We start from the raw sequence: 24948 nt of genomic DNA on the forward strand, positions 1-24948 counted from the left end.
TGGGTGCCGGGTCAGCGGCGGCGGTACGAGGCGGTTTCGATGACCAGCAGCACCAGCGAGACCATGTTGGCCAGCAGGGCGCCACCCGAGAGGGAGACCACCGACGACATGGCGTGCACGTCCAGGCCACGCGCCGAGACCTGCGTGGCGAAGATGTAGAAGCCCGAGGCGGAGACCAGCTGGATCACCGCCACCAGCGAGGTGGCCAGGTGGATGGCGCCGATCTGGGTGCGGTCGCCGAACTTGAGCACGGTGGCGATCAGGTTCACCACCACGGCGGCGTAGAGCTCGTAGATGTTGTGCAGCTTCGGATCGCCCATGTCGCCAATGAAGAAGCCGAAGTTCAGCGTGGCGGCGAGCAGGACGAAGAATCCGAAGACCACTTTCTCCATGTTCACGGGCCCACGCTATATCCCGGTGGGGACGGATCTCGACATCGGGCACCTGCGGTCTTGCCGTCGGTGCCGCTGGCATCGCCGTGGCGGCCGGGTCACAGGCCGGGTGGTTCGGTGTGCGGCGTCGGGTCCGGCCGGTCGTGGCGGGCCCGGAACAGGCGGTTGCCCACGCCGAGGGCCAGCAAGACGCCGAAGACGGTGATGAGGGCGCCCAGCACGCCCAGCGGGGTGGGGAGCTCCCCGTCGTAGAGCCAGGCCGCCACGGCGCCGATCACCGGGACGAACATCGACCACGGAGCCACGGTGGCCGCTGAATGCCTGCTCAGCAGCAGGTTCCAGATGCCATAGCCCAGCATGGAGGCGCCATAGGTGATGAAGGCCAGCCCGAAGGCGGAACGCAGGCTGACGTGCTGGATCGCGTGCAGTGCGCTGGCGGGGCCGCCCTCCAGCCAGAAGGAGGCCAGCAACAGGGGCACGGGCGGCACGAGGGCCGACCACACCACCAGGCTGAAGCCGTTGCGTGGCGGGTGGCGTCGCGTGATCACATTGCCGAAGGCCCAGCTGGCGGCCGCCGCCACGGTGAGCAGGAAGGGCAGGATGGGCGCCATCGCCAGGTACTGGGCACCCACCACCGCCATGCCCGCCAGGCCGATCACGATGCCGGCCACCTGTGCCCGGGTGGGCCTTTCGCGCAGCAGCATGGCGGCGATCACCACGGTGAACAGCGTCTGCACCTGCAGCACCAGGGAGGCCAGCCCGGCGGGCATCCCGAGCGTCATGCCGGTGTAGAGCAGGCCGAACTGCAAGGCGCCCATCGTCAGGCCCGAGCCGATCACCGGCCACAGGCCCATCGCCGGCCGGGGCACGAAGAAGACCGCTGGCAGCGCCACCAGGGTGAAGCGCAGGGCCGCGCTGAGCAGGGCCGGAAGGCTCTCCATCGCGATCTTGGCCGCGACGAAGTTCAGGCCCCAGACCAGCACCACCAGCATGGCCAGGCCCATGTCACGTCGGGGCATCGGATCCTCCAAGAGTCGTCATCGTGACAATTCTCACCTCCGACGGCGCGCGATGACGTCACCCGCTGGTCACTGCCGTGTCAACGAGTCGTCGTCCGCGATCCCTAGCCTGCCGCGCATGCCCACCCCACGAGCCCTGCCCATCCCACGAGTCCTTGCCGACGCACGAGCCCTGACCACCGTGGCCCTTGCCGCGATCCTCGCCACCACCACGATCGGCACCGCTCAGGCCCAGGACGCCCACGCGCCCGACGGCCGCTTCGCCGATCCCGCCGACTATGACCTCGCGATCGCCCACACCACCGACACCCAGTACCTGTCCTACTGCGCCAACGGCGGAGGCGTGGTCGCCTCGGTGCGGCAGCGCTGCCAGGACATCTACGACGGCACCTCGCGGTGGATCGTCGAGAATGCCCAGCACCGCAAGATCGCCTATGCCGCCCACACCGGTGACCTGATCGACTCCTACTGGGCCAAGACGCCCAACCTGGCCCGCGGTGAGTTCGCGCGGGCCAGCCAGGCGCAGCAGATCCTCGACGACGCCGGCATCCCCAATGGCGTGCTGCCCGGCAACCACGACAACCACAAGGGCGCCGACCCGTCGGTCTACAACGAGTTCTTCGGTCCGCAGCGCTACCAGCAGGCCAGCGAGCGCTCTGCCACGCCCTGGTACCAGGGGCCCTGGCAGCCCGGTGACAACTCGCACCACGTCGACGAGTTCACCGCAGGCGGTACCAGGTTCGCCGTCGTCCACCTGGGCTACAAGCCCAGTGACGCTGCGCTGGCCTGGGCCAATGAGGAGATCGCCAAGCGCCCCGAGCACAACGTCGTGGTGGCCACCCACGCCTACCTCCAGCCCGGTGCCGAACCCGACGGTGACGGTGCGGCCCTCAGCGATGACGGGGCGCGGGTGCGTTCCCGGGTGGTGGACCCCAATCGCAATGTCTTCCTGGTGCTGTCCGGCCACGAGCACGGCGTGGGACGCAATGTGCGTGATGATGCCGGCAGTCCCGGCCACCGGGTGGTGGAACTGATGGCCGACTACCAGGCCTATCGAGCGGGCCGTGACGGGCAGGGGCATGCGGGCTTCATCCGGATGCTCCAGTTGGACGTCGACGGCGGTCGGCTGACCGTGGACACCTACTCGCCCTCGCTCGACTCGCACCGCAGCCGCGACTACGACACCAAACTGGGCCGGGACTACGACGGCAGCGAGGACGAGTTCAGCGTCGACGTGAACCTGATCCGCGCCGAGGCCTGAACCGGCGGCTGGTTGCCCGCCCTGCCACGGCGGGGCGGGCAATTGGTGGCAACCGGTCGAAACTGTCGGTGCCGCCACCTAGCGTGGGGCCATCAGGGTAAGGATGCCCGGGCCGCCTGGGCACAGCCTCGACGACAGGAGAATGCCCATGTGGACCCTCACCGGTTTCGCCGACGAGATCGCCGATGACTTCGCCGAACAACTCAGCCTGCTCAACAAGCTCGACGTCAAGTACATCGAGTTCCGCAGCGCCTGGGGACAGAACATCCTGCTGCTCGACCAGGGCCAGCGCGAGCAGGCCAAGGCGATGCTGGACGAGGCCGGGATCAAGGTGAGCTCGATCGGCTCCCCGATCGGCAAGATCAAGATCACCGACGACTTCGAGGACCACCTGGAGGCCATGAAGCATGCCGTGCAGGTGGCGCACTTCTTCGAGGCCCCCTACATTCGCATCTTCAGTTTCTTCATCCCCGAGGGCGACGACCCCGACAGCCATCGTGACGAGGTGATCCGTCGGATGAAGGCCATCACCGAGGTGGCCGAGGCCGGTGGCGTCACGCTGCTGCACGAGAACGAGAAGGACATCTACGGTGACATTCCGCGTCGCTGCGTGGACGTCATCGAGTCGGTGGGTTCCGACCACCTCAAGGCCATCCTGGATCCGGCCAACTACGTGCAGTGCGGCATCAAGCCGCTCGACGAGGCCTACCCGCTGATCCGCCCGCACCTGGCCTACATGCACCTCAAGGACGCCGTGGCCAACACGCCCGACGTGGTTCCGGTGGGCGAGGGCGACGGCCAGGTGCCCGAGATCCTGCGGGAGCTCAAGAAGTCCGACTACGACGGTTTCCTGTCGATCGAGCCCCACCTGGGTGACTACACCGAGTTCGGCGCCATGAGCGGCCCCGAGCTGTGGACCAAGGCCCACACCGCCCTCGTAGGCCTGCTCGAGGCGGAGGGGATCGCATACCGATGAGCATTTCGCGGCCGGCAACGACGGCGGCCATCGTCGGGTGTGGAGACGTCTCGCTGGTGCACTTCGAGGCCTTCCAGGCGCTGGGCATCGAGCTGGTGGGCGTGGTTGACGTCGACCCCGAGGGGCTGGCGCGCGCCAAGCGCATGGCCCCGGGGGTGCCGGGTTTCGCCAGCCACAAGGACCTGCTGGCCAAGGTGAAACCTGACGTCGTACACGTCACCACCCCGCACCACCAGCACGCCCAGATCACCCGTGACCTGCTGGTGGCCGGGGTGCACGTGATCCAGGAGAAGCCCCTGGCCAACACCCTTACCGCGGCGCAGTGCATCGTCGAGGCCTCCCAGTCGAGCACCTCCCGTCTGGGCATCTGCCTGCAGAACCGGTACAACGAGTCGTCGCGGGCCATGAAGCAGGTGCTGGAGGACGGCGAGCTGGGAGAGGTGCTGGGGGCCTATGCCAGCGTCGTGTGGACCCGCACTCCCGACTACTACCAGTCCAAGCCGTGGCGTGGCCGGTGGCAGGAGGCCGGTGGCGGTCTGCTGATCAACCAGGCCCTGCACACCCTCGACCTGGTGCAGTGGTTCCTGGGGGAGCCCACCCAGATCAATGGCCGGGCCGCCACCCTCAAGTACGGCGACGTGATCGAGGTGGAGGACAGCTGCAATGCGATGTTCACCCACCCCGCCAGCGCCGGCCAGCCCGCCGTCACCACCACCTTCGTCGGCAGCCTGACCAATGCCGTGCACCGGCCCGTCGAGATCGAGGTCTACGGCAGCAAGGGCACCGCGACCATCCGCAATGGGCTCCACCTGCGCTTCAGCGACGGCCGCAGCAAGGACATCGCCGAGCGCGTGGTGCCCAGCGGCGGCCGCAGCTACTGGGGCATGTCCCACCAGGCACTGATCGAGGACTTCCACTCCCGGTTGGACGATCCCGTGCCCTTCTGGATCGGCGCCGAGGAGGCCATGCCGTCGATGCGGATGTTGAAGACGATCTATGCAGAGACCTGGCCGGAGACCGCGCACCACCAGTGAGCCGCTCCATCCATCCGACCCAGGACACGCACAGCACGTATTTCCCAGAGCACGTATTTCCCGAGCAGCTTTTCCCAAGGCAGCTTTTCCCAAGGCAGCTTTTCCAAAGGCAGCTTTTCCAAAGGCAAGGAGTAGAACATGACTGACCAGCAGGTACGTCTCGGAATCATCGGCCTCGGCGCCGAGGGTGGCATGTATGCCAACTTCATCGACGAGGGCCGCGTCCCCAACATGAGCATCGGTGCCATCTGTGACATCGACGAGAGCAAGAAGGCCCGTGCCGAGGAGCTGGGCGTCCCCTTCTACACCGACTACGTCGAGATGCTCGACTCCGGCACGGTCGACGCCGTGGTCACCACGGTGCCGCACTACCTGCATCCCGAGATGGGCATCAAGGCCCTCGAGAAGGGCATCCACGCCCTGGTCGAGAAGCCGGTGGGCGTCTACACCAAGCAGGCCCGCGAACTGATCGACTACGCCGCCAGCAAGCCCGAGCTGGTCTTCGGCGTCTTCTTCAACCAGCGCACCAACCAGCTCTACAAGGACCTCAAGGACCTGCTGGCCTCCGGCGAGCTGGGCGCCCTGCGCCACACCTCGTGGATCATCACCACCTGGTGGCGTCCGCAGGGCTACTACGAGCAGTCCGACTGGCGTGCCACCTGGGGCGGCGAGGGCGGCGGCGTCCTGGTCAACCAGGCTCCCCACCAGCTCGACCTGTGGCAGTGGATCTGCGGCGTCCCGAAGAGCGTCTTCGCCAAGGCCAGCTTCGGTTTCAAGCGCGACATCGCCGTCGAGGACGAGGTGACCGCCGTGGTCGACTTCGGTGAGGGCGCCACCGGCACCTTCATCACCTGCACCCACGACATCGCCGGCACCGACCGTCTGGAGATCCTGTGTGACAAGGGCAAGGTGGTCGTCGACAATTCCAAGCAGGTCACCATCACCCGGTTGCGCGAGCCCGAGCAGGAGTTCAGCAAGGGCATGAGCATGGAGGAGGTCGGCAAGCTCTTCAAGGGCGAGCTCGACCTGTCCGACAAGCTCAGCACCGAGACCAAGGACTACGGCTCCGTGTGGGGCGAGCAGCACTGCGACGTGATGAAGAACTTCGCCGATGCCGTGCTCAACGGCGGTGAGCTGATCGCTCCCGGTGGCGACGGCATCCACGGCGTGCGCCTGGCCAACGGCATCCACCTGTCGGCCTGGACCGGTGAAGAGGTCAGCCTGGAGGACTTCGACGAGGCCCGCTACCTGGACGAGCTCAACAAGCGGATCCGCGAAGAGGGCAAGTTCGAGGAGAGGAACTGACATGGCAACGCTTGGCGTGCAGATGATGATGCTCAAGGACAAGGTCGCCGAACAGGGCATGTGGCCGGTCCTGGAGCAGATCGCAGCCCTCGACCTGGTGGGCCTGGAGGTCAGCCAGATCCCGATGGACGAGGAGAACGTGGCGGCGCTGGAGCGCGGCATCAAGGAACTCGGGTTGAAGGTGGGTGCCCTGTCGGTGGCGCTCAAGCCCGGGCCCGTCGCCACCGGCGACAACCTCACGGAGCACTTCGACAAGGTGGTGGCCGATTGCCGTCGGCTGGATTGCAACTACGTGCGCATCGGCATGATGCCCTTCACCGCGATGGCCTCGAAGCAGGCCTGCGAGGAGTGGGCCGCCGAGTGCGAGGGCTGGGCGCAGAAGCTGGCCGCCGAGGGCATCACGCTGTGCTACCACAACCACCACGTGGATCTGGCGCAGTTCGACGGTGAGCGCATCTTCGACATCGTGCGTCGCGTCGCCCCCAGCGTGAACTTCGAGGTGGACCTGCACTGGGTGCAGCGCGGCGGTATGAACCCGCTGGAGATGCTGGAGCAGTACGCCGGCGTGTGCAAGATCATCCACGTCAAGGACTTCCGCGTGGTGCCGCTGCCTGAGTCGGCGATGGGCCTGCTCGAGGAGGGCAAGATGGCGGAGTTCATGCAGGCCTTCACCAACCTGGCGCAGTTCGCCGAGGTGGGTCAGGGCAACATGAACTGGCCCAAGCTGCTGCCCGCGGCGATCGACGCGGGCGCCGAATGGTTCTTCATCGAGCAGGACGAGACCTACGGCCGCGATCCCTTCGACTGCATCAAGGACTCCCGCGAGTACCTCAAGGGCATCGGTTACTGACCAGGGTGCACTGACCAGCTCCCGTGGGGCCGCGACTACAGGTTGCGGCCCCACAGCTGTCTGGTCTGCTGCGGGGTGATGAAGTCCAGCAGCACGATGCCATTGCGCTCGGGCGGATGCCCCTCGCCACGTTCGGGCAGCTCGTCGAAATGCCTGGTCAGCAAGGGCTCCAGCCGATTGGCCGCCTGCAGGGGCGTGAGCCACAGGCCATTGGACGAGGCATGGCAGCTCCACATCCGTCCGTCGCCGCGAGCCGCGCGTGCCCGACGCAGGTGGTCGGTGACCCCGGGCCACTTGCGGCTGTCCCACAGGCGAGCCGAATCGATGCGCCAGTCGTCGCTCACCTGCCAGCCGCTGTGGTCGAGCCCGGCAAAGCCGGCGCTGCGGGTGACCACCACCACGTGACCGCGGGCCTGCGCCAGCGTCGGAACCCGCCGGGAGTCACGCACCAGCCCCGCAAAGCGTGCCCGCAGGCGGCTCCAGGTGCGGGCGAGGGCCGCGGCGTCGGAGCGGGAGAACTCTTGGGTGAGGCAGAGCAGCACGCTCTCGGTGGGGTGGCCCTGCAGGAAGTCCCGGCAGGTCTCCAGGACGTCGTCCAGGGTGAGCCCCTGGAAGAACTGGTTGTGGTGCACGCGAAAACTGCCGCGGTGGTGGCGCACTCGGATGTCGAGGTAGCGCACCCCGGCCTCGAGCTGGTCGCGGATGCCGTGGTGCTGGCAGGCCACCCAGCGTCCTCCGCGGGTGGCCCCGGAATTGTGGGTGCCGGGAATGGTCAGCGCGTCGAGCCGCAGCGACGGGTCGAGGGCGCCCATCCATTCGGTGCTCTCCACCAGGGGACGGGTGGACCCAGCGCGGGGCGGCCGCAAGGCGGGCTGCACGGTGGCGGGCGTGTGCCCGTCGAGGCCGCGCAGCTGGGTCATGGATCAACGATTGCGACCATGGATGGCGGGAGCGAAGCCGCAGGGTGACGGCTGGTTGAACGTCTCGAAACGTCAGTCGGCGGTGATCATGGCGCGCAGCACCAGGCTGAGCAGCTCGGTGGCCTGTGGCGAATCGGGGCTGGCGTCGTGGACCAACTGGTCCAGGGTGGTCTGGTCGTGCACCGCATGCAGCAGCGAGAGGGCCTGGTCCATCGGGATGGTCAGCCGCAGCCCGGCGGTGCGCAGTCCTTCACCGATCAATTCGCCGAACATCGGGGTGACGCTGCTCTCGTAGGCGGCGAAGGCATCGCGCAGGGCGGGTTCCCGAGCGGCGTGCAGACGCAGCTCGCTCATCACCAGTGCCGATTCGGGCTTGGTGCCAGAGGTGGTGATGAACAGCTGGACCGCGCGCGTGATCCGCTCGTCGACGTCGAGGGTGGGATCCATGCGCGCGATCGCGTTGCGGGCGGCCGCCAGGTAGCGCTGGCCGAGCCATTCCAGCACCGCCACGCACAGGTCGTCCTTGGAGGCGAAGTTGGAGTAGAAGGCCCCCCGGGTGAAGTCGGCGGCCTCGCAGATCTCCTCCACGCTGGCCGCCAGCACGCCCTTGCGGGCGATGACCTCGATGGCCGCGCCCACCAGTCGTTCACGGGTGGCGGCGCGGCGGGCGGTGGTGGGCATGCTCATGGGTCCTCTGGGCGCTGGGTCGGCTTGTGGAGCGGCTTTGTCAGGTCTTCGACGAAGGGTACACTCCTGTATCGGATACAACACTGTATCGGATTCTCCTTCGCATCTCGGGGTCGCCTCCATGTCTTCCTTCCTCTATCGCCTGGGCCGCAGCTGCCATCGCAATCACAAGCGCGTGCTGGCGCTGTGGCTGGCGATCCTCGTGGTGCTCGGCGGGCTGGCCGGCCTCGCGGGAGCCGAGTACAGCGACGACTTCAACATTCCGGGTGCCCCGTCGCAGGAGGCGCTCGACCAGTTGCGGTTGACCTTCCCGGAGGCCGCAGCCACCACGGCAGAGGCCATCGTCGTGCTTCCCGAGGGGGAGCGGGTGGGCGACGAGCAGGCCAAGCAGGGCATCGAGGCGGTCGTCAAGGACTTCGGTGGTGACCCCATCGTCACCAGGGTCACCAGCCCCTTCAGTGGCCTGAGCACCGGCATGATCAGCGACAACCAGCAGGCGGCCCTGGTGCAGCTGCAGCTGGAGGGCTCCATGGAGGAGATCACCGACGAGGACCGGGAGCGGCTCATCGCGCTGGCCGACCGCGTCGAGGCAGACCTGCCCGACGGGTCCCAGGTGCACATGGGCGGCCAGGCCTTCTCGATCGAGGTGCCCACCCTGAGCGCCACCGAGGTGGTCGGCGTCGGCGTGGCACTGGTGGTGCTCTTCCTGTCACTGGGATCGCTGCTGGCCGCGGGGCTTCCCCTGATGACCGCCATCGTCGGCGTCGTGCTGTCGCTCTTCCTGCTGATGATCTCGGCGGGCCTGGCCAAGGTGAACTCCACCACCCCGATGCTCGCGGTGATGCTGGGCCTGGCCGTGGGCATCGACTACGCGCTGTTCATCCTGTCGCGTCACCGTGAGCAGCTGCGCCCCGTCGAGGGCGTCGAGCCGATGGACGCCGAGGAGTCGACCGCCCGCTCGGTCGCCACCGCCGGATCGGCCGTGGTCTTCGCCGGCCTGACGGTGTGCATCGCCTTGGTGGGGCTGGGGCTGGCCAACATTCCCTTCCTCACCATCATGGGTGTCTTCGCCGCCATCGCCGTCGCCCTGGCCGTGGTGATCGCCCTCACCCTGCTGCCCGCGCTGATGGGCTTGATGGGTGAGCGTCTGCGTCCCCGCGCCCGCAAGCGGCGTCGTCGCAAGGCCCCCGGGCGAGGTTTCTTCGGCAACTGGGTGCGCCTGGCCACCCGGCTGCCGCTGCTCACCGTCGTGCTGGTCACCGCCGTGCTGGGCGCGCTCTCCGTGCCGGCCGCGAACCTGCAGATGAGCCTGCCCAATGCCGGCCAGGCCGAGGCCAGCAAGCCGCAGCGCGTCACCTACGACCTGGTCAGCGAACACTTCGGCCCCGGCTACAACGGCCCGTTGATCGTCACCGCAGACATCCTGGGCAGCAATGACCCGATGGGCGTCATGGACACCCTCAAGAAGGACATCGAGTCGACCGAGGGCGTCGCCAAGGTGCTCATCGCCACTCCCAATCGCAATGCCGACACCGGATTCGTCCAGGTGGTGCCCACCACGGGCCCCGACGACCCCGCCACCGCAGACCTGGTGCAGCGGCTGGTGGACCAGCATGACCAGTGGGCCGAGACTCCCGGCGTGGAGACCGCCGTGACGGGATCGACCGCCATCCAGATCGACGTCTCACAGCGGCTGGCCGGTGCCCTGCTGCCCTTCGGCATCTTCGTGGTCGGGCTGTCCTTCGTGCTGCTCATGATGGTCTTCCGCTCGGTGTGGGTGCCGCTGAAGGCCACCGTCGGTTACCTGCTGAGCGTCGGCGCCGCCTTCGGCGCCACCCAGCTGGTCTTCAACGAAGGCATCGGGGCCGGGATCATCAACCTCGAGAAGCCCGTGCCGATCATCAGCTTCATGCCCATCGTCATCATGGGCATCCTGTTCGGCCTGGCCATGGACTACGAGGTCTTCCTGGTCAGCCGGATGCGCGAGGACTTCGTGCACGCCGTGCGCAAGGATCCGGCCGGTGACCGTGACCGGCTGGCCCGCGCTGCGATCGCCAGCGGCTTCACCGCCTCGGCGCAGGTGGTGACCGCGGCCGCCGTCATCATGTTCGCGGTCTTCGCCTTCTTCGTGCCGGAGGGCATGGGGCCGATCAAGCAGATCGCCTTCGGCCTGGCCGTGGGTGTGGCCGTCGACGCCTTCGTGATCCGGATGACCCTGGTGCCGGCCGTGCTGCAACTGCTCGGCGCTCGCGCCTGGCACCTGCCGCACTGGCTCGACAAGATGCTGCCGGTGCTCGACGTCGAGGGCGAGGGCCTGCACCGCGAACTGGAGCTGGCGCAGTGGCCCAGCCCGGATCATCGCGAGGCGCTGCATGCCGAGGGATTGTCGGTGGAGGGCATCTTCGAGCAGGCCTCACTGCACCTTGACCCGGGGCAGGTGGCCGTCGTGCAGGGCGACTCGTACCCGCGCCGTGCCCTGCTGCTCACCCTGGCCGGACGGCTGGACGCCACCGACGGAAAGGCACGAGTGGCCGGTCTGCTGCTGCCCGAACGGGCCGCCGAGGTGCGCCAGGCCACCGCCTTCCTGGAAGCGGGCAGCAAGTCGGGTCTGGAGCGAGACCTCGCCTCGGCCCTGGGCCGCGCTCCCCGCGTGGTCTTCGTCGACGGGGCCGACGCCCTCGCCGGCCCCGAGCTGGCCGCCCTGGACCAGGCCATCGCCGACGCCCGCGCCCTCTCCCCGTCCCCCGAGCTTGCTTCCCCGGTCCCCGAGCCTGTCGAGGGGCTCCCGGTCCCCGAGCCTGTCGAGGGGCCCGCCTTCGTCCTGGGGCTGCACGACCGCGAGGCCATCGCCCGTTGGCGGGCCGATCGCACCATCGCGCTGCTCACACCCGACCCCGCCACGCCGCAGCCTCGCCCCGAGGCGCCCGAGGCCACCACCGAACGTCAGCTCGTCGAGAGCCTGTGAGGACAACCATGAACATCCCCATCTTCCACGCCGAGCGCGCCAACTCCCACGTCCCGTTGCGACGCTGGAGCCTGCTGGCGCTGGTGCTGGTTCCCGTACTGGTGGCCGGCGTCCTGCTGGGTACCGCCTGGGGCCGCGACGACCGGCTCGGCAAGATCACCGCCGCCGTGGTGAACACCGACGAGGCGGTCAAGGTGGACGGACAGACGGTGCCGATGGGCCGCCAGCTGGCCGCCGAGATCGTCGCCAAGCCCAGCAAGAACGTCACCTGGAAGCTCAGCGACCCCTCCGACGCCGCCGCCGGGCTGGCCAGCGGCGAGTACGCCGTGGTGGTGACCATCCCCAAGAACTTCTCCGCGGCGGCCACCAGCGTCGCCGACGCCAAGACCGCCCAGCAGGCCACCATCGACGTGCAGACCTCCCCGTCGTCGGCGGTGCAGGACGCCCAGATTGCCCGTGAGGTGGCCGAGATGGCCGCCCAGAGCACCAACGCGATGCTCACCGGCAACTACCTGGACAACATCTACGTGGGCTTCAACACCATGGGCAAGCAGATCACCACGATCGGCGACGGGGCCTCCCAGCTGGCCGACGGTGCCGAACGGCTGGGCGACGGCACCGTCAAGGCCGCCCAGGGCGTCGGTGAACTGGGCAAGGGCATGAACGAGCTGGACGCCAACGGCGCCAAGCTCGACGAGGGTGGAAGCCAACTGGCCAGCGGGGCCCAGGAATTGGGCACCGGCGTGGCCGAGTACACCAAGGGCACCGGCCAGGTGGTCGACGGCATCGGGCAACTGGCCGGTGGCATCAACCAGCTGGAGTCCGGCCTGGAGCAGTCCAGTGGCACGGGCCAGTTCGCCCAGCTGGGCCAGCTGAAGCAAGGAGCCCAGCAGCTCTCCGACGGTGCCTCGGGCGTGTCGCAGGGCGTGGACGCCTACCAGCAGCAGCTGGTGGCCTGGCGCGACGGCAAGGCACCCGTCCCGCCGCAGGTGATGGAGGCCTACACCGAACAGTTCGGTGAGGGCTGCGCCACCCAGGTGGCCGACGCGATGCGCACCCAGCTGGGGGAAGAACAGATCGCCCAGTACCAAGCAGAGCTGAAGCAGGCCGTCGCGACGCAGCTCGACGAGCTGCCCGCAGAGATGGAGCTCACCCCCGAGCAGAAGGCCGAGGTGCTCAAGCGGATCCAGCTGCCCGCCGCGGAGCAGATCAGCGAGGTGCTGACCGATCCGAAGCGCACCTCCCAGGTGGCCGAGGCCGTCTGCCCCGAGGTGGAGAAGCTCGCCGAGCCCGCCTTCACCGGCGGCTTCCGGGCCGGCGCCGGGACCGCCGCGGCCGCCCTGGACCACAAGGATCCCCAGACCGGGCAGAGCCTGCGCTCGGGAACCAAGAGTCTTGCCACCGGTGCCAACCAGCTCTCGGGCGGCGTCACCCAGCTCGTCGACGAGCTGCCCAAGCAGATCGAGGCCCAACTGGGGCAGCTGAAGTCTGGCGTCAAGGAGCTCAGCGACGGCGCCGACACCCTGGCCAGCAAATCACAGCAACTCAAGAGCGGCGGCACCCAACTGACCGACGGGGCCAACAAGCTCAGCACCGGCCTGGACGAGTACACCAAGGGCGTCGGCCAGTACACCGACGGGGTGCACCAGGCCAACCAGGGCGTGCAGGAGCTGGCCACCGGCATGACCGACCTGGCCACCGGCAGCACCAAGCTGTCCGAGGGCACCCGCACCTTTGCCGAGAAGGTCTCCGACGGGGCCAAGGAGGTGCCCAGCTACAGCAAGCAGGAACGCGAGAAGCTCTCGGGTGTGGTGGCCACGCCCGTCTCCGGTGATGCCGAGCGCTTCGCCACCCCGCTCAGCCAGCTCACCTCGCTGCTGCTGGTGCTGGGTGCCTGGTTGGGTGCCCTGGCCACCTGGCTGCTGATGCGTCCGATCGCCTCCCGCACGCTCACCTCGTCGCGTCCCAGCTGGCAGCTGGCCGCGGCGACCATGGTGCCCGGCGCCACCGTCGCGGTGGGGCAGGCCGTGCTGCTGGGCATCCTGGGCAGTACGGTGCTCGACCTCGGCCTGTCGAACGGCGTGGTGCTCACCGCCTTCCTGATGCTCACCACGCTGAGCTTCACCGCGATCAACCACGCGCTGGCTGCTTGGTTCGGCGGCCTCGGCCGTGCCGTGGCGGTGCTGCTGGGGGCCGTCGCCGCGGCGGTGGGCATCGTCTCGGCCGTGCCCGGTGTCTTCACCGCGATCCATGGGGTCAGTCCGCTGGCCCCTGCCCTCGACGGGGTGCGTCGCGCCGTGATCGGCGAATCCCTGGGCGTCGGCCCGGTCGGAACCCTGGTCGGACTGTGGCTGCTGGCGGCCATCGCCTGCCTGCTCGCGGTGGTGCGTCGGCGTCGGCTCTCCCCGGCCCGTTACCGTAGGGCGGCCGGACGCACCGGCGACTGACCAACGAAAGGCGGCCACCCGTGGAGACAGCGGCGGTCCTGCAGGTGGTCGGGCTGCGGCTCGCTGCCCAGCAGTTGACGGGGCCACGGGCGCCGTCGGTGGCCGAGGCGGTGCGCAACTCACTGGCGGTGCAGGCCCAGGACCCGCCGCTGGCTCGGTGGTCGCTGGGGCTGCGCAGCGGTGCCGACGACGCCTCGGTACGCGCTGCCATCGACGCGGGTGAGGTGCTGCGCACCCACGTGCTGCGCCCCACCTGGCACTACGTGCACCGCGACGACATCCGCTGGCTGCTGGAGCTCACCGGGCCCAGGATCGGCTCCGGCAACCGGGCCCGGCAGCGTCAGTTGGGCATCGACGACGAGGTCTGGGCCGCCGCGGAGAAGGTGTTGCGGCGGCAGCTTGGCGATGGTCCGCTGACCCGCCGCCAGCTGCAGGCCGTGCTGCCCAGACCGGCATCACCTCAGCCGAACCAGACCGTCGCGCACCTGCTGATGATCGCCGAGGCACGGGGGCTGATCTGCTCCGGCCCGCTGGTCGGTGGGGAACACAGCTACCTGCTGCTCGACGACGTGGTGCCCGCCCAGTCGCCTCGGCCCCGGGCCGAACTGGCTACCGAATTGGTGCACCGCTTCGTCGCGGGGCATGGGCCCACCTCGCTGCGCGATCTGCAGCGCTGGAGCAACATCACCCGTACCGAGGCGCGTCAGGCGTTGGCCAGTGGCTTCGAGCGGTCGACGGTGGACGGGGTGGAGCTGTGGACGGTGCCCGGGGCGCCCGACCATGGCACCGAGGGTGTCTTCCTGCTGCCCAACTTCGACGAGACCTTCCTCAGTCACGACCGGCCGCGCTTCCCACGCCAACCGGGGCATCGACTGGGTGACCAGCACCTCAACCCGGGCGAGATGGGCAATGGTTTCGTCATCGTCGACGGCATCGACGTGGGCAGTTTCCGGCTCTCCCGCAGAACCAGGGCGGGGCGCACCGAGCGGGAGGTGCGGCTGGAGCTGGCTCCCGGCGTCGAAGAACGGTACCGGAGTCGGCTGGCCACGGCCGTTGACGGCCTGCTGGCCTTCTACCGGCAGGATGAGACCCATGCCCGAGGGTGATGCCGTCTTTCGTTCCTGCGCCACACTGCACGATGCCCTGGCCGGCAGGGCGCTGACCCACGTCGAATTGCGGGTCCCGTCGGCCGCGGCGGCCTCGCAGGGTCTGGTGGGGCAGCGTGTGGTGGAGGTGGTGCCTCGCGGCAAGCACCAGCTGACCAGGCTCGACGGTGGGTGGACGATCCACACCCATCTGAGGATGGAGGGCACCTGGAAGTTCGTCGACGCGCAGGGGAGGCTGCCGGGCCCGGACCACGAGATCCGCGTCCTGCTCGGCAATGACGAGACCGTGGCGGTGGGGCTTCGGCTGGGCATGGTCGATCTGGTGCGCACCGATCACGAGGACGAGGTGGTCGGGCACCTGGGGCCAGACCTGCTGGGCCCCGACTGGGACGAGGAGCTGGCCGTCGCCAACCTGCTGCGCGAGCCGTCGCGCACCATCGGCGAGGCACTGCTGGACCAGCGCAACCTGGCCGGGATCGGCACCATCTACCGCGCCGAATCCCTCTTCCACCAGCGGATCAATCCACGCACCCCGGTGGCCGGCGTGCCGGACCTGCTGGCTCTGGTGCGCACGGCGCAACGCCTGCTGGCCGCCAACAAAGGGCCCGGGCCGTGGGTGCCCACCGCCTCGGGGCGCGACGGGCGCTGGGTATACGGCCGCGCCGGGAAACCCTGCCCACGGTGCCGCACCCGGATCCAGTGCGAGGAGTACGGCCCCACCACACAGGAGCGCCTTGTCTGGTGGTGCCCCCGCTGCCAGCCCTTCGGCTGACCTTGGTCACACTTGGGCGGGAGCGCTCCGGCGCAACCATGACCAAGGTCAGCGACGGGTGCGGGGATCACCGGGCCCCGTTCACCGGCTCGTCACACAAGATCCCCAGCCGTTCGCCGGGATGCGCTGTGATCGGCCCATGCGTACCCACAACCCCACTCGCCTCGCGGTCGCCGTCGTCGGAGCTGCGACGCTTGCCCTGCCCCTGGCCGGAACCACGGCCGTCGCCAAGCCGGCCCCGAAGCCCGCACCCGTACCCGGACCCCTCAACCTGGGATCCCCCGACCAGACCGAGACCCGCACCACCACGATGGTGCAGCGCGGCGTCACCCACACCCTGATCACCCGTGGCGGCACCGATTCCAGCCTGCGTTGGATCGTCGAGGTGAACATGCCCTCGCAGGCCACCAGCCCGGATCCCGACGCCCCGGCCCGCTCCATCCAGGACAAGGCCGCGGCCGAGGCCACCCGCGCCAGGCTGGCCGACGCCGGCTTTGCCGCCACCGTCGAGGCCGTCGAGCAGCCCGCCGTCGCCGACCTGCCCGCCAGCACGCTGGGTCACCGCCTGCGCCTGGACCAGACCTTCGCCACCAAGGCCGAGGCCGACGCGCTCGTCGCGGACCTCAAGGCCAAGGGATTCAGCACCCGCTCGTGGTTCACCGGCTGGGACGGCGGAACCCAGGCGAAGGGACCGTGGCGGATCAACGTGTTGACCATTGATCCCAAGCACTTCAAGGGTGAGCTCGGCGCCACCTTCGGCCCCGACCTCGCCACCCGGGAGAAGACCACCGAACTGGCCGCCTTCGTCGGGGCGCGTGCCGCCATCAACGCCGGCTTCTTCGTGATGGATCCCAAGGCCGGTGCCGAGGGCGACCCGGCCGGTGTCGCTGTCTACGACGGCAAGCTGGTCAGCGAGACCATTGCCGATCGGCCCGCCCTGGTGCTCGACCCGAAGGCCCGCCACACCCGCGTCGTCAACCCGGTGTGGAAGGGTGAGGCCCGCCTCGACGGCCAGCGCCTGCAGCTCGACGGCATCAACCGCGTCATCGGCCTGATCCGCAACTGCGGCGGCGATGCCACGGACAAGGTCACCGCCCTGCCGCTGCACGACGTGACCTGCACCGACGACGCCGAGCTCGTCGCCTACACCCCGGACTTTGCCGCCAGCACCCCGGCCGGTGAGGGAGCCGAGGTCGTCCTGCAGGGCAAGCGCGTCGTCGCCGCGAAGGCCACCCGTGGCACCGCCCTGAAGGCCGGGCAGACCTCCATCCAGGCCACCGGCGCCTACGCACAGCAGCTGCTGTCCGAGGTGCAGGTGGGTGAGCGCGGCACCTGGACCCAGCGCCTGACCGACGGCCGCGCCCGGCTGGACAAGCCCCGCACCACCGTCGTCAACGGCGGCCCGGAGCTGGTTCGCGACGGCAACCTGTTCGTCACCCAGAAGCGCGACGGCATGAACCAGCCGCTCAACCCGTCCTTCGACTACGGCTGGGTGCTGCAGCGCAACCCGCGCACCTTCGCCGGCGTCGACGCCCAGGGCCGCACCCTGCTGGTCACAGTCGACGGCCGCCAGCTGACCGACCTGGGTCTGAGCATCCCGGAGGCCGCGCAGGTGGCCAAAGACCTGGGCATGACCGATGCCATCAACCTGGACGGTGGCGGGTCCACCGCCATGGTGGTGGACGACGAGCTGGTCACCAGCCCGTCGGATGCCACCGGTGAACGTGGCGTGGGTGACGCCATCGTCGTGGAGTGATCCGTCGGTCTCCGGCGGGGTAGCGTCGACGCACATGAGCGACTACTTCGCCGGAGACCCCCGGACCAACCGCGAGCGGATGCTGGCGGGCGACCTCTACATCGCCGACGACCCGGAGAGCGCCCGGCTCGCCCAGCGTGCCGTCGAGCTGCAGGTGCGTTACCTGCAGGCCAGCGTCGACGATCCGGACAGTGCCCGCGGCCTGCTCGAGGAACTGATCGGGGAGCTGGGGGAGGGCGCCTACATCAAGCCGCCGCTGCACGTCGACTACGGCGGCCAGATCAGCATCGGCGCACGCACCTTCATCAACTACAACCTCACCGCCCTCGACGTCGCGAAGATCACCATCGGCGAGGACTGCCAGATCGGCCCGAATGTGCAGCTCCTGACCCCGACGCACCCGCTGGATCCGCAGCAGCGACGCGACAAGTTGGAGGCCGCCGAGCCCATCACGATTGGTGACAATGTGTGGCTCGGCGGCGGGGTGATCGTGCTGCCCGGCGTCACCATCGGGGACAACACCGTGGTGGGGGCCGGGGCCATCGTCAGCAAGAGCCTGCCCGCCAATGTGGTGGCCCTGGGTCAGCCGGCCAGGGTGGTTCGCGAGCTCTGATCCTGGGGCTGAGGGGCACCGGGGTGGCTGCGCCGTCGGGTGGCAAGCCGCAGCCAGACGGCCGCACCCGCCATGCCCACCGTGACGAAGGGATAGATCTGCCGGAAGCTGACGGTGGCCACCAGCATCGCGCCCACGCTCATCGCTCCGACACTGGTGAGGCTGAACAGGGGTGCCATGGCGGTGCCCACCCGCCCCATCAGGTGGTTGGGCGTGACGCGCTGCTGCAGGGTCCCGGCGGCGACGAAGACCATCGGCAGGAAGGCCCCGATCGCCACCACCACCGCCAGGTAGGTCCACAACGTCGGGGTGGCCGCGGCGAGGAGCACCAGCACGGCACTGATGGACAACCCGACGGTCATGGAACGGATCTCGCCGATCCTTTCCACCACTCGTGAGGCGGCCAGGGATCCGGCAACCATCCCGGCCCCTTGCGCACTGGCGATCGTGCCGGCCCAGGCGGCGCTACGCCCGAAGGTGTCGGTCACGGAGTACATCGCCCCTTCCAACAGTCCGGCGACGCAGTTGACCAGCAGCATCGCCGTCATTGCGTCCAGCAGCGGCTTGTGCCGCCAGATGTGTTCCAGCCCAGCGGTCACCTGCCGCCACAGCCCGACCTGCTCCGGTGGATCGTCCTTGGCGGGTTCGGGGAAGCTCGCGAAGAGCACCGCACCTGCGAGGAAGCAGATGATGGCGACGGCTGTGGGGCCGCGGCCACCGTGTGTGGCGAACAGGGCGGCTCCCACCAGCGGTGCCAGCAGCTGGAAGGAGGTCCCGACAGTTTGCTGGAGGCCCTGGGCGCGGGCCAACAACTCGTCGGGCGTGATGGATCGCTGCAGCGCCATGGAGGCGGAGGAGAGCAGCACCCCGGACAGGCCGTAGCCCACCGCGGCCGCCCAGATCACCCACGCCTGATCAGGCCGGTGCACCCACTACAGTGGCACCAGGGTTGCCGCGGACAGCAGGTTCCCCGCCACCAGCACCACGCGGCGGGGAATGTGGTCCACCAGCTGGCCGGCCAGCGGTGCGAACAGCTGCGGGGCCATGAAGAAGGCCAGCGTGACACCTGCTTGCGACGAGCTGCCGGTCAGTGACTTCACCCAGATGCTGAGCGCCAGGATCATCACCGTGTCGCCGAACCAGCTGACGGCACGCCCGGCCAACCAGCGCCCATAGAGCGGTGCGCGCAGCAGTTCCCGGGTGGAGGTCATGCTCCGCCCTCGACAGGGACCAGCCACTGCACCAGCTCATAGGAGATGGCGTCTGCGGGGCGCTGGGTCGGGTCGGTGCGATTCTTCGTCGCGTCCTCGACGGCACGTCGAGCTGCTTCCAGGTGCACCATCACGGCCTCCGCCTCGGCTGGGGTGAGCCAGGCAGCATGGGTGGCATGGGTCTGGGGCGGGCCTCCCCGGCGGCGTCGGGCGGTGAGCATCCGGCCGGTCTGGCGGTGCGCGAGCAGATCCGGGGTGATGGAGTTCAGGTTCGCGTCGAAGGCGTACTGGTCGAAGGTCAGCTGCCAGGGCCGATCGCGACGGTTCTGGCCCTCGGCTCGCTCCACCAGGCCTGCCTGGGCGAGCCGCCGCAGGTGCCAAGAGCAGTTGGAAGGTGACTCGTCGACGAGTTCGGCGATCTGACTGGCTGTGAGGGTGCCGTGCCAGCCAAGCTGCTCCAGCAGGGCGATGCGCAGCGGATGTGCGCAGGCCTTGAGCTGGTCCGGGGTGATGACGGTGCTGCGCGCCGCGGGTGAATGACTGGCCATGAATATGAAACTATTCTTTCGAAAGAAATGCTTCAAGAGTTTCCGCTGCACGACGCGTGGGTTTGTGGCTCCCGCGCGTGTTGCAACCCGAGCGGAAGTCAGGAACCCGAGCGGGAGTCAGGAACCCGAGCGGCATTCCGGGGCCCGCCAGAAGTTCACCCGCGGCACACCCGCCGGAAACCTGAAGCTCAGCTGAATGCGATGGGCTGGGGCGCATGCGTACCCCACAGATTTCGCGTCTCGCCGCCGTCGCCCTGGGCTCGGCCGCGCTCGTCCTGCCCCTGACCGCCGTCGCATCCACCCACGCCGCCCCGGCGGACAAGCCGGCGCCCCATGCTGCCAAGTCGAAGACCGCCAAGGCCAAGACCACCAAGACGGTCGTCCCCACCCTGGAGGCCCGCGCCCAGCTCAGCGCCGACTACCTGGCCAAGGGTCCCGAGTCGGGCGCCAAGGTGACCGAGAAGAATGGCCGCAAGGGCCCCTTCGCCGGTCAGGTCATCCCCGGATTCTCCGCCATGGCAGAGATCGGTGACGGTTCCTTCTGGGGCCTGCCCGACAACGGCTTTGGCGCCAAGGCCAATTCCGACGACTTCCTGCTGCGTGTCTACAAGGTGAAGCCGCAGTGGGAGACCGCCGAGGGCGGCAAGGGCACCATCAAGGTGCAGAAGTTCGTGCAGCTGCGTGACCCGCACCACAATGCCGGCTTCAAGATCGTCAACGAGCACACCAAGAAGCGCCTGCTGACCGGCGCCGACTTCGACGTCGAGTCCATGGTGGTGGCCAAGGACGGTTCCTTCTGGATCGGTGAGGAATTCGGCCCCTACCTGCTGCACTTCAGCGCCGACGGCGTGCTGCTGCAGGCCCCCGTGCCGATGCCGGTGCCGGGCAAGGCCTCCGCCAAGGGCGTCGAGCAGGTCAAGAGCCCCAGCAACCCGCACCTGGCCAAGGACGAGGAAGCCAACCTGCGCAACTCGAAGGGATTCGAGGCGATGGCGGCCAGCACCAACGGCCGCTACCTGTACCCGATCCTCGAGGGTTACCTGAACGGCGACGACAAGCGCACCCGCGTCATCAGCCAGTTCGACACCCGCACCAACAAGTACACCGGCCGCACCTGGAAGTACCAGGCCGACACCGACGACAACCTGGTGGGCGATGCCTTCATCACCAAGGGCAATCGCATGCTCGTCGTGGAGCGCGACGACTTCTGGGGCGCCGAGAGCGTCACCAAGCGCGTCTACGAGGTCAACCTCAACAAGGCCGAGAAGGACGGCTTCCTGCGCAAGGAGCTCGTCGTCGACCTGCTCAAGATCGACAACCCCGACGGCATCGGCATGGAGACCTTCCCGGGCCACGGCGTCGACAAGACCTTCACCTTCCCCTTCCAGAGCGTCGAGACCGTGGTGAAGCTCAAGGACGGTCGCCTGCTCATTGCCAATGACAACAACTACCCCGGCAATGACGCCCGCAAGCCCGGCACCCCGGACGACACCGAGATGGTGATCCTGGACCTGGCCAAGAAGAAGGTGCCCGCGGCCGACGCCAACCACACCGTCTTCGCCCACCGTGGCGCCTCGGGCTACCGTCCCGAGCACACGCTGGCGGCCTACGAGGTGGCCATCAACCAGTGCGCCGACTACATCGAGCCAGACCTGGTGAGCACCAAGGACGGCGTGCTGGTGGACCGTCACGAGAACGAGATCGGCGGCACCACCGACGTCGCGGAGCGTCCCGAGTTCGCCGATCGCAAGACCACCAAGACGATCGACGGCAACAAGATCACCGGTTGGTTCACCGAGGACTTCACCCTGGAGGAGCTGCGCACCCTGCGCGCCAAGGAGCGTCTGGGCGACCTGCGCCCGGGCAGCGCCAAGTTCGACGGGCTGTACCAGGTGCCGACCTTCGACGAGGTGGTCGACCTGGCCCGTCGCTCGAAGACCTGCGACGGCAAGCCCGTGGGCGTGATCCCCGAGATCAAGCACGGCAGCTACTTCGACTCGATCGGGCTGAGCCAGGAGGAGGGCACCGTCAGGGTGCTGGAGGCCAATGGCTACGGCAAGAAGAAGTCGCCGGTGCAGATCCAGAGCTTCGAGGTGGGCAACCTGCAGGAGCTGAACCAGATGACCAAGGTGCAGCTGGTGCAGCTGATGGACTGCTCGGGAGCCCCGGCCGACTTCGCCGCCTCCGGGAACACCACCACCTACAAGGACATGGTGACCCCGGCCGGCATGAAGAAGGTGGCCAAGTACGCCGACAGCGTCGGCTTGTGCAAGAACCTGATGATCCCGAAGAAGAAGGACGGATCGCTGGGCAAGCCCACCGACGCCATCAAGAATGCCCACGCCGCCGGCCTGCCGGTGACCGGGTGGACCTTCCGCGCCGAGAACGACTTCCTGCCCAAGGATTTCCGCAGCTCGGACGATCCGGCCGAGCTGGGCGACATGAAGGGTGAGATCAAGACCTTCCTGGCCGCCGGCATGGACCACGTCTTCAGCGACCAGCCTGACGTGGCCGTCGAGGCCGTCCGGGAGTTCACGCAGGGCAAGTGATTCCGACAGCCGGCCCCATGAGGTGACAACCCCCGTGAGGTGACGGCGGGGCCGCGAAGAGGTCGAAGCGCCCGACACCGTCTGGTGTCGGGCGCTTCGCCGTTCGGGGGATTTGTTGTTGGGGGATTGGTCGTCGAGGGGTGTGAGGCTCAGTAGCACCACAGGATGCGGCCACCGTCGGTGGTCGTCTGCTGGCCGCTGAGGCTCACCTTGGCGACGTCGCTGTTCACGGCGGCCTGGGCGGGAGCGGTCTGGGCGAGGCCGACGAAGGCGACGGCGGTGACGGCGGAGGCGATGAACTTCTTCAGGGGGGTCAGAGTATTCATGGCGCCAATGTAGGTCGTGCTACATCGACAGCAACAACCTCAACGTGAGCCTAGCGTTGAGGTTTGACCAACCCGGTGTCGTAGGCCAGCACCACCATCTGGATCCGGTCGCGCAATCCCAGCTTGGCAAGGATGTGCCCGATGTGGGTCTTCACCGTAGCCTCCGCCAGGAAGAGCTTGGCGGCAATCTCCTGATTCGTCAGGCCGCTGCCCACCTCGACGAGCACCTCGCGCTCCCGTTCGGTCAGCGGAGAGAGCCTGTCCTGGGTGTCGTGCAGCTCCTGGGGGCCCGACGGCAGGCTGGGCAGGAAGCGCTCCAACAACCGCCTGGTGGCCGACGGGGCCACCACCGCCTCGCCGGAATGCACCGCCCGGATCGCGGCCAGCAGCTCGGCCGGGCCAGCATCCTTGAGCAGGAAGCCGGCCGCCCCGGCCTGCAGTGCGGAGTAGACGTACTCGTCCAGGTCGAAGGTGGTCAGCACCAGCACCCGGGGCCCCTCGACAGGCTCGGGGACCGTGGAGGGTGACGTGGGCTCGGGGACCGTGGTTGGGGAGGAGGGCTTGGAGGATGCAGCGCCGGTGATGCGACGGGTGGCCTCCACGCCGTCCATCACCGGCATGCGGATGTCCATCAGCACCACGTCGACGCCGGAGCGAGCGGCCTCGACGGCCTGGGCCCCGTTGCCCACCTCGCCCACCACGGTCATGTCGGGCTGGGCGTCCAGCACCATGCGGAAGCCGGCACGGACCATCTCCTGGTCGTCGGCCAGCAGCAGTCGGATCGGGGTCTCGCCCATCAGGAGGTCCTCTCGTCGGGGGTGGGGGCGGGGTGGTGGGGCAGCACGGCGTGCACCGCGAAACCGCCCCCGGGGCGTGGTCCGGCGCTGAGCTGGCCACCCCAGGCGGCCATGCGTTCGCGCATGCCCACCAGGCCGTGGCCCAGGCCGTCGCCATAGTGGCCGTCGACGCTGCCACTGGGGCCCGAGCCGGTGTCGGCCACGCGCAGGCTGATGCCCTCGGACGAATGCTGCAGGCTCACCTGGACGGTGGCGCCCGGGCCGGCATGCTTCATCACATTGGTCAACGACTCCTGCACCACGCGGTAGAGCGCCATCTGGGCGCCCTCACTCAGCGCAGGATGCGCGTCGGCATCGCCTTCGACGGTGAAGCTCGCGGGCACCCCGGCGCGTTGCAGCTGGGCGACCAGCTCGTCCATCTGGTCCAGGGTGGCAGCCGGGGCCAGCTCCACCTCTTCTCCGTCCTGGCGCAGCACTCCCACCAGGCGTCGGGTCTCGCCCAGCGCGGTGCGCGCCGTCTGCCCGATGGTCTCGATCGCCTGGTTCACCCGGGCCAGCCGGGTCTCGGCATCGCCCAGTTCGTCGTGACTGGCCAGGTAACCGGCGCCGTCGGACTGCACCACGATGACGCTGAGCGAATGGGCGACGATGTCGTGCATCTCGCGCGCCAGGCGGTTACGTTCCTCCTGCGCCACCAGCGCCATGCCCTGGGCCCGCTCCCGCTCCAGCGATTCGGCGCGCTGCCTCCACGACAGGTGCACCAGGTCCTTCTGGCGGGCCCACTGGCCCGCGAACCAACAGGCCAGGATGACGGCCGCGCAGGCTCCGCCGTTGGCCAGGAAGGGAACCAGGCCGTCCAGGAAGCCGCCGCTGGGGTTGTAGATGGCGCTTCGTGCCCAGTCGAGGCCCGCAGCCACACAGCCCAGCAGCGCCAGGGTCAGGCAGCGACGAGCCCAGACGGGCGCCGAATAGCGTGCCGCCGCATAGATCATCACGGGCGCCGTGATGTTGGCGGGCATGAAGTTGTCCATCAGGGCCAGTTGCAGCAGGTGGGCCGGAATGATGGCCAGGGTGGCCGTGGTGGGAAAGGTGCGTCGCCACACCAGCGGCAGCACGAAGCCCAGTGACCACAGGGCGTACAGCTCACTGGGAAGCTCCGGGCTCTGCCATCCGGGTGACTGGAGACCGCCATAGCCGCTGAACCACAGGAAGCAGGCCAGCACCACGTCGCCCACCTTGGGACGCAGCAGCTTGCCCCGCCAGGTGCGCTCGGGCGCAGACGGGGCGGGGGCGACGGAGGACATGCTCCAAGCCTAGGAGGATCACCGCCGCTTGGCCTGCCCCCACGGCATGGGGTCGGTCTCATACCAGGGGTGCAGAGGGCTCCCCGAAGGAGGCTTCGCCGGGAGGATGT

22 protein-coding genes are annotated in these 24948 nt (G+C 68.7%); 12 read left to right on the forward strand and 10 right to left on the reverse strand.

The features are described 5' to 3' along the window. Positions 1-11 precede the first annotated feature (11 nt). Both ACOAMO_RS04675 and ACOAMO_RS04680 read right to left on the reverse strand, forming a co-directional pair. Entirely contained in the window at positions 12-392 is a 381-nt protein-coding gene (locus ACOAMO_RS04675) for a DUF6394 family protein (protein WP_420176971.1), read from the reverse strand. Positions 393-490: 98 nt separating this feature from the next. Continuing rightward, entirely contained in the window at positions 491-1411 is a 921-nt protein-coding gene (locus ACOAMO_RS04680; RefSeq protein ID WP_420176424.1) for an EamA family transporter, read from the reverse strand. Positions 1412-1529: 118 nt separating this feature from the next. Between ACOAMO_RS04680 and ACOAMO_RS04685 the strand changes: the two genes are divergently transcribed. From ACOAMO_RS04685 to ACOAMO_RS04705, 5 genes are all read left to right on the forward strand, one after another. Continuing rightward, the gene (locus tag ACOAMO_RS04685; protein WP_420176425.1) at positions 1530-2672 is read left to right on the forward strand and encodes a metallophosphoesterase; all 1143 of its coding nucleotides are present in this window, start codon (positions 1530-1532) and stop codon (positions 2670-2672) included. Positions 2673-2820: 148 nt separating this feature from the next. Next, positions 2821-3648 carry a sugar phosphate isomerase/epimerase family protein gene (locus ACOAMO_RS04690; protein WP_420176426.1) on the forward strand — a complete coding sequence of 276 codons (828 nt, stop codon included), beginning with the start codon at positions 2821-2823 and terminating at the stop codon, positions 3646-3648. Beyond that, on the forward strand, positions 3645-4682 hold the full coding sequence (locus tag ACOAMO_RS04695) for a Gfo/Idh/MocA family protein (RefSeq protein WP_420176427.1): 1038 nt from the start codon (positions 3645-3647) through the stop codon (positions 4680-4682). Before ACOAMO_RS04690 ends, ACOAMO_RS04695 begins: the two co-directional genes overlap by 4 nt. 138 nt (positions 4683-4820) lie before the next feature. Then, the gene (locus tag ACOAMO_RS04700; protein WP_420176428.1) at positions 4821-5987 is read left to right on the forward strand and encodes a Gfo/Idh/MocA family protein; all 1167 of its coding nucleotides are present in this window, start codon (positions 4821-4823) and stop codon (positions 5985-5987) included. Between the two features lies 1 nt (position 5988). After that, the gene (locus ACOAMO_RS04705; RefSeq protein ID WP_420176429.1) at positions 5989-6837 is read left to right on the forward strand and encodes a sugar phosphate isomerase/epimerase family protein; all 849 of its coding nucleotides are present in this window, start codon (positions 5989-5991) and stop codon (positions 6835-6837) included. A gap of 35 nt (positions 6838-6872) precedes the next feature. Here ACOAMO_RS04705 and ACOAMO_RS04710 read toward each other — a convergent pair whose 3' ends face one another. Both ACOAMO_RS04710 and ACOAMO_RS04715 read right to left on the reverse strand, forming a co-directional pair. Next, a complete protein-coding gene (locus tag ACOAMO_RS04710) occupies positions 6873-7757 on the reverse strand; it encodes a phosphatidylinositol-specific phospholipase C domain-containing protein (RefSeq protein WP_420176430.1) in 885 nt (294 codons plus the stop codon). A 72-nt stretch (positions 7758-7829) separates the two neighbouring features. Further along, positions 7830-8444, reverse strand: a complete 615-nt coding sequence (locus ACOAMO_RS04715; RefSeq protein ID WP_420176431.1) for a TetR/AcrR family transcriptional regulator — start codon at positions 8442-8444, stop codon at positions 7830-7832. Between the two features lie 121 nt (positions 8445-8565). On the opposite strand from ACOAMO_RS04715, the gene ACOAMO_RS04720 reads away from it, so the two are divergent. The 6 genes from ACOAMO_RS04720 to ACOAMO_RS04745 all read left to right on the forward strand — a co-directional run bounded on the left by ACOAMO_RS04720 (position 8566) and on the right by ACOAMO_RS04745 (position 18103). Next, the gene (locus tag ACOAMO_RS04720) at positions 8566-11409 is read left to right on the forward strand and encodes an MMPL family transporter (RefSeq protein WP_420176432.1); all 2844 of its coding nucleotides are present in this window, start codon (positions 8566-8568) and stop codon (positions 11407-11409) included. An 8-nt stretch (positions 11410-11417) separates the two neighbouring features. Then, positions 11418-13856 (forward strand): YhgE/Pip family protein, encoded by a 2439-nt coding sequence (locus ACOAMO_RS04725; RefSeq protein ID WP_420176433.1) that lies wholly within the window; start codon positions 11418-11420, stop codon positions 13854-13856. Between the two features lie 20 nt (positions 13857-13876). Further along, positions 13877-14962: a winged helix DNA-binding domain-containing protein gene (locus tag ACOAMO_RS04730; protein ID WP_420176434.1), complete on the forward strand. Its 1086-nt coding sequence runs from the start codon at positions 13877-13879 to the stop codon at positions 14960-14962. Continuing rightward, on the forward strand, positions 14949-15734 hold the full coding sequence (locus ACOAMO_RS04735; protein ID WP_420176435.1) for an Fpg/Nei family DNA glycosylase: 786 nt from the start codon (positions 14949-14951) through the stop codon (positions 15732-15734). The genes ACOAMO_RS04730 and ACOAMO_RS04735 overlap by 14 nt, the downstream gene beginning before the upstream one ends. A gap of 139 nt (positions 15735-15873) precedes the next feature. Continuing rightward, entirely contained in the window at positions 15874-17490 is a 1617-nt protein-coding gene (locus ACOAMO_RS04740; RefSeq protein WP_420176436.1) for a phosphodiester glycosidase family protein, read from the forward strand. 34 nt (positions 17491-17524) lie between these two features. Then, positions 17525-18103, forward strand: coding sequence for a sugar O-acetyltransferase (locus tag ACOAMO_RS04745; protein ID WP_420176437.1), 579 nt, complete (start codon positions 17525-17527; stop codon positions 18101-18103). Here the strand turns inward: ACOAMO_RS04745 and ACOAMO_RS04750 are convergent. From ACOAMO_RS04750 to ACOAMO_RS04760, 3 genes are read right to left on the reverse strand one after another with little or no spacing between them, the layout of a single operon-like run. Next, on the reverse strand, positions 18073-19032 hold the full coding sequence (locus ACOAMO_RS04750; protein WP_420176438.1) for an MFS transporter: 960 nt from the start codon (positions 19030-19032) through the stop codon (positions 18073-18075). The genes ACOAMO_RS04745 and ACOAMO_RS04750 overlap by 31 nt on opposite strands. A gap of 3 nt (positions 19033-19035) precedes the next feature. After that, positions 19036-19314 carry a hypothetical protein gene (locus ACOAMO_RS04755; protein WP_420176439.1) on the reverse strand — a complete coding sequence of 93 codons (279 nt, stop codon included), beginning with the start codon at positions 19312-19314 and terminating at the stop codon, positions 19036-19038. Further along, positions 19311-19862, reverse strand: a complete 552-nt coding sequence (locus ACOAMO_RS04760) for an ArsR/SmtB family transcription factor (protein ID WP_420176440.1) — start codon at positions 19860-19862, stop codon at positions 19311-19313. Before ACOAMO_RS04760 ends, ACOAMO_RS04755 begins: the two co-directional genes overlap by 4 nt. Positions 19863-20077: 215 nt before the next feature. Between ACOAMO_RS04760 and ACOAMO_RS04765 the strand changes: the two genes are divergently transcribed. Further along, the gene (locus ACOAMO_RS04765; RefSeq protein ID WP_420176441.1) at positions 20078-22411 is read left to right on the forward strand and encodes an esterase-like activity of phytase family protein; all 2334 of its coding nucleotides are present in this window, start codon (positions 20078-20080) and stop codon (positions 22409-22411) included. A gap of 149 nt (positions 22412-22560) precedes the next feature. Here ACOAMO_RS04765 and ACOAMO_RS04770 read toward each other — a convergent pair whose 3' ends face one another. Genes ACOAMO_RS04770 through ACOAMO_RS04780 form a run of 3 tightly spaced genes read right to left on the reverse strand, consistent with a single transcriptional unit; the run spans position 22561 to position 24838 of the window. Continuing rightward, positions 22561-22737, reverse strand: a complete 177-nt coding sequence (locus tag ACOAMO_RS04770; protein ID WP_420176442.1) for a hypothetical protein — start codon at positions 22735-22737, stop codon at positions 22561-22563. Between the two features lie 50 nt (positions 22738-22787). Further along, the gene (locus ACOAMO_RS04775; RefSeq protein ID WP_420176443.1) at positions 22788-23534 is read right to left on the reverse strand and encodes a response regulator; all 747 of its coding nucleotides are present in this window, start codon (positions 23532-23534) and stop codon (positions 22788-22790) included. Then, positions 23534-24838, reverse strand: a complete 1305-nt coding sequence (locus ACOAMO_RS04780; protein WP_420176444.1) for a sensor histidine kinase — start codon at positions 24836-24838, stop codon at positions 23534-23536. The genes ACOAMO_RS04775 and ACOAMO_RS04780 overlap by 1 nt, the downstream gene beginning before the upstream one ends. Positions 24839-24948 lie beyond the last annotated feature (110 nt).

Origin of the sequence: Luteococcus struthionis (assembly GCF_048595755.1) — a bacterium.
GTDB lineage: Bacteria > Actinomycetota > Actinomycetes > Propionibacteriales > Propionibacteriaceae > Luteococcus.

Excerpts from the sequence above, each read along its gene's own strand:
- ACOAMO_RS04775 (WP_420176443.1), bottom strand. The coding sequence starts at position 23,534 with ATGGGCGAGACCCCGATCCGACTGCTGCTGGCCGACGACCAGGAGATG.
- ACOAMO_RS04760 (WP_420176440.1), bottom strand. The coding sequence starts at position 19,862 with ATGGCCAGTCATTCACCCGCGGCGCGCAGCACCGTCATCACCCCGGAC.
- ACOAMO_RS04675 (WP_420176971.1), bottom strand. The coding sequence starts at position 392 with ATGGAGAAAGTGGTCTTCGGATTCTTCGTCCTGCTCGCCGCCACGCTG.
- ACOAMO_RS04700 (WP_420176428.1), top strand. The coding sequence starts at position 4,821 with ATGACTGACCAGCAGGTACGTCTCGGAATCATCGGCCTCGGCGCCGAG.
- ACOAMO_RS04770 (WP_420176442.1), bottom strand. The coding sequence starts at position 22,737 with ATGAATACTCTGACCCCCCTGAAGAAGTTCATCGCCTCCGCCGTCACC.
- ACOAMO_RS04710 (WP_420176430.1), bottom strand. The coding sequence starts at position 7,757 with ATGACCCAGCTGCGCGGCCTCGACGGGCACACGCCCGCCACCGTGCAG.
- ACOAMO_RS04745 (WP_420176437.1), top strand. The coding sequence starts at position 17,525 with ATGAGCGACTACTTCGCCGGAGACCCCCGGACCAACCGCGAGCGGATG.
- ACOAMO_RS04695 (WP_420176427.1), top strand. The coding sequence starts at position 3,645 with ATGAGCATTTCGCGGCCGGCAACGACGGCGGCCATCGTCGGGTGTGGA.
- ACOAMO_RS04720 (WP_420176432.1), top strand. The coding sequence starts at position 8,566 with ATGTCTTCCTTCCTCTATCGCCTGGGCCGCAGCTGCCATCGCAATCAC.
- ACOAMO_RS04725 (WP_420176433.1), top strand. The coding sequence starts at position 11,418 with ATGAACATCCCCATCTTCCACGCCGAGCGCGCCAACTCCCACGTCCCG.
- ACOAMO_RS04735 (WP_420176435.1), top strand. The coding sequence starts at position 14,949 with ATGCCCGAGGGTGATGCCGTCTTTCGTTCCTGCGCCACACTGCACGAT.
- ACOAMO_RS04715 (WP_420176431.1), bottom strand. The coding sequence starts at position 8,444 with ATGAGCATGCCCACCACCGCCCGCCGCGCCGCCACCCGTGAACGACTG.
- ACOAMO_RS04685 (WP_420176425.1), top strand. The coding sequence starts at position 1,530 with ATGCCCACCCCACGAGCCCTGCCCATCCCACGAGTCCTTGCCGACGCA.
- ACOAMO_RS04690 (WP_420176426.1), top strand. The coding sequence starts at position 2,821 with ATGTGGACCCTCACCGGTTTCGCCGACGAGATCGCCGATGACTTCGCC.
- ACOAMO_RS04780 (WP_420176444.1), bottom strand. The coding sequence starts at position 24,838 with ATGTCCTCCGTCGCCCCCGCCCCGTCTGCGCCCGAGCGCACCTGGCGG.
- ACOAMO_RS04755 (WP_420176439.1), bottom strand. The coding sequence starts at position 19,314 with ATGACCTCCACCCGGGAACTGCTGCGCGCACCGCTCTATGGGCGCTGG.
- ACOAMO_RS04740 (WP_420176436.1), top strand. The coding sequence starts at position 15,874 with ATGCGTACCCACAACCCCACTCGCCTCGCGGTCGCCGTCGTCGGAGCT.
- ACOAMO_RS04705 (WP_420176429.1), top strand. The coding sequence starts at position 5,989 with ATGGCAACGCTTGGCGTGCAGATGATGATGCTCAAGGACAAGGTCGCC.
- ACOAMO_RS04765 (WP_420176441.1), top strand. The coding sequence starts at position 20,078 with ATGCGTACCCCACAGATTTCGCGTCTCGCCGCCGTCGCCCTGGGCTCG.
- ACOAMO_RS04680 (WP_420176424.1), bottom strand. The coding sequence starts at position 1,411 with ATGCCCCGACGTGACATGGGCCTGGCCATGCTGGTGGTGCTGGTCTGG.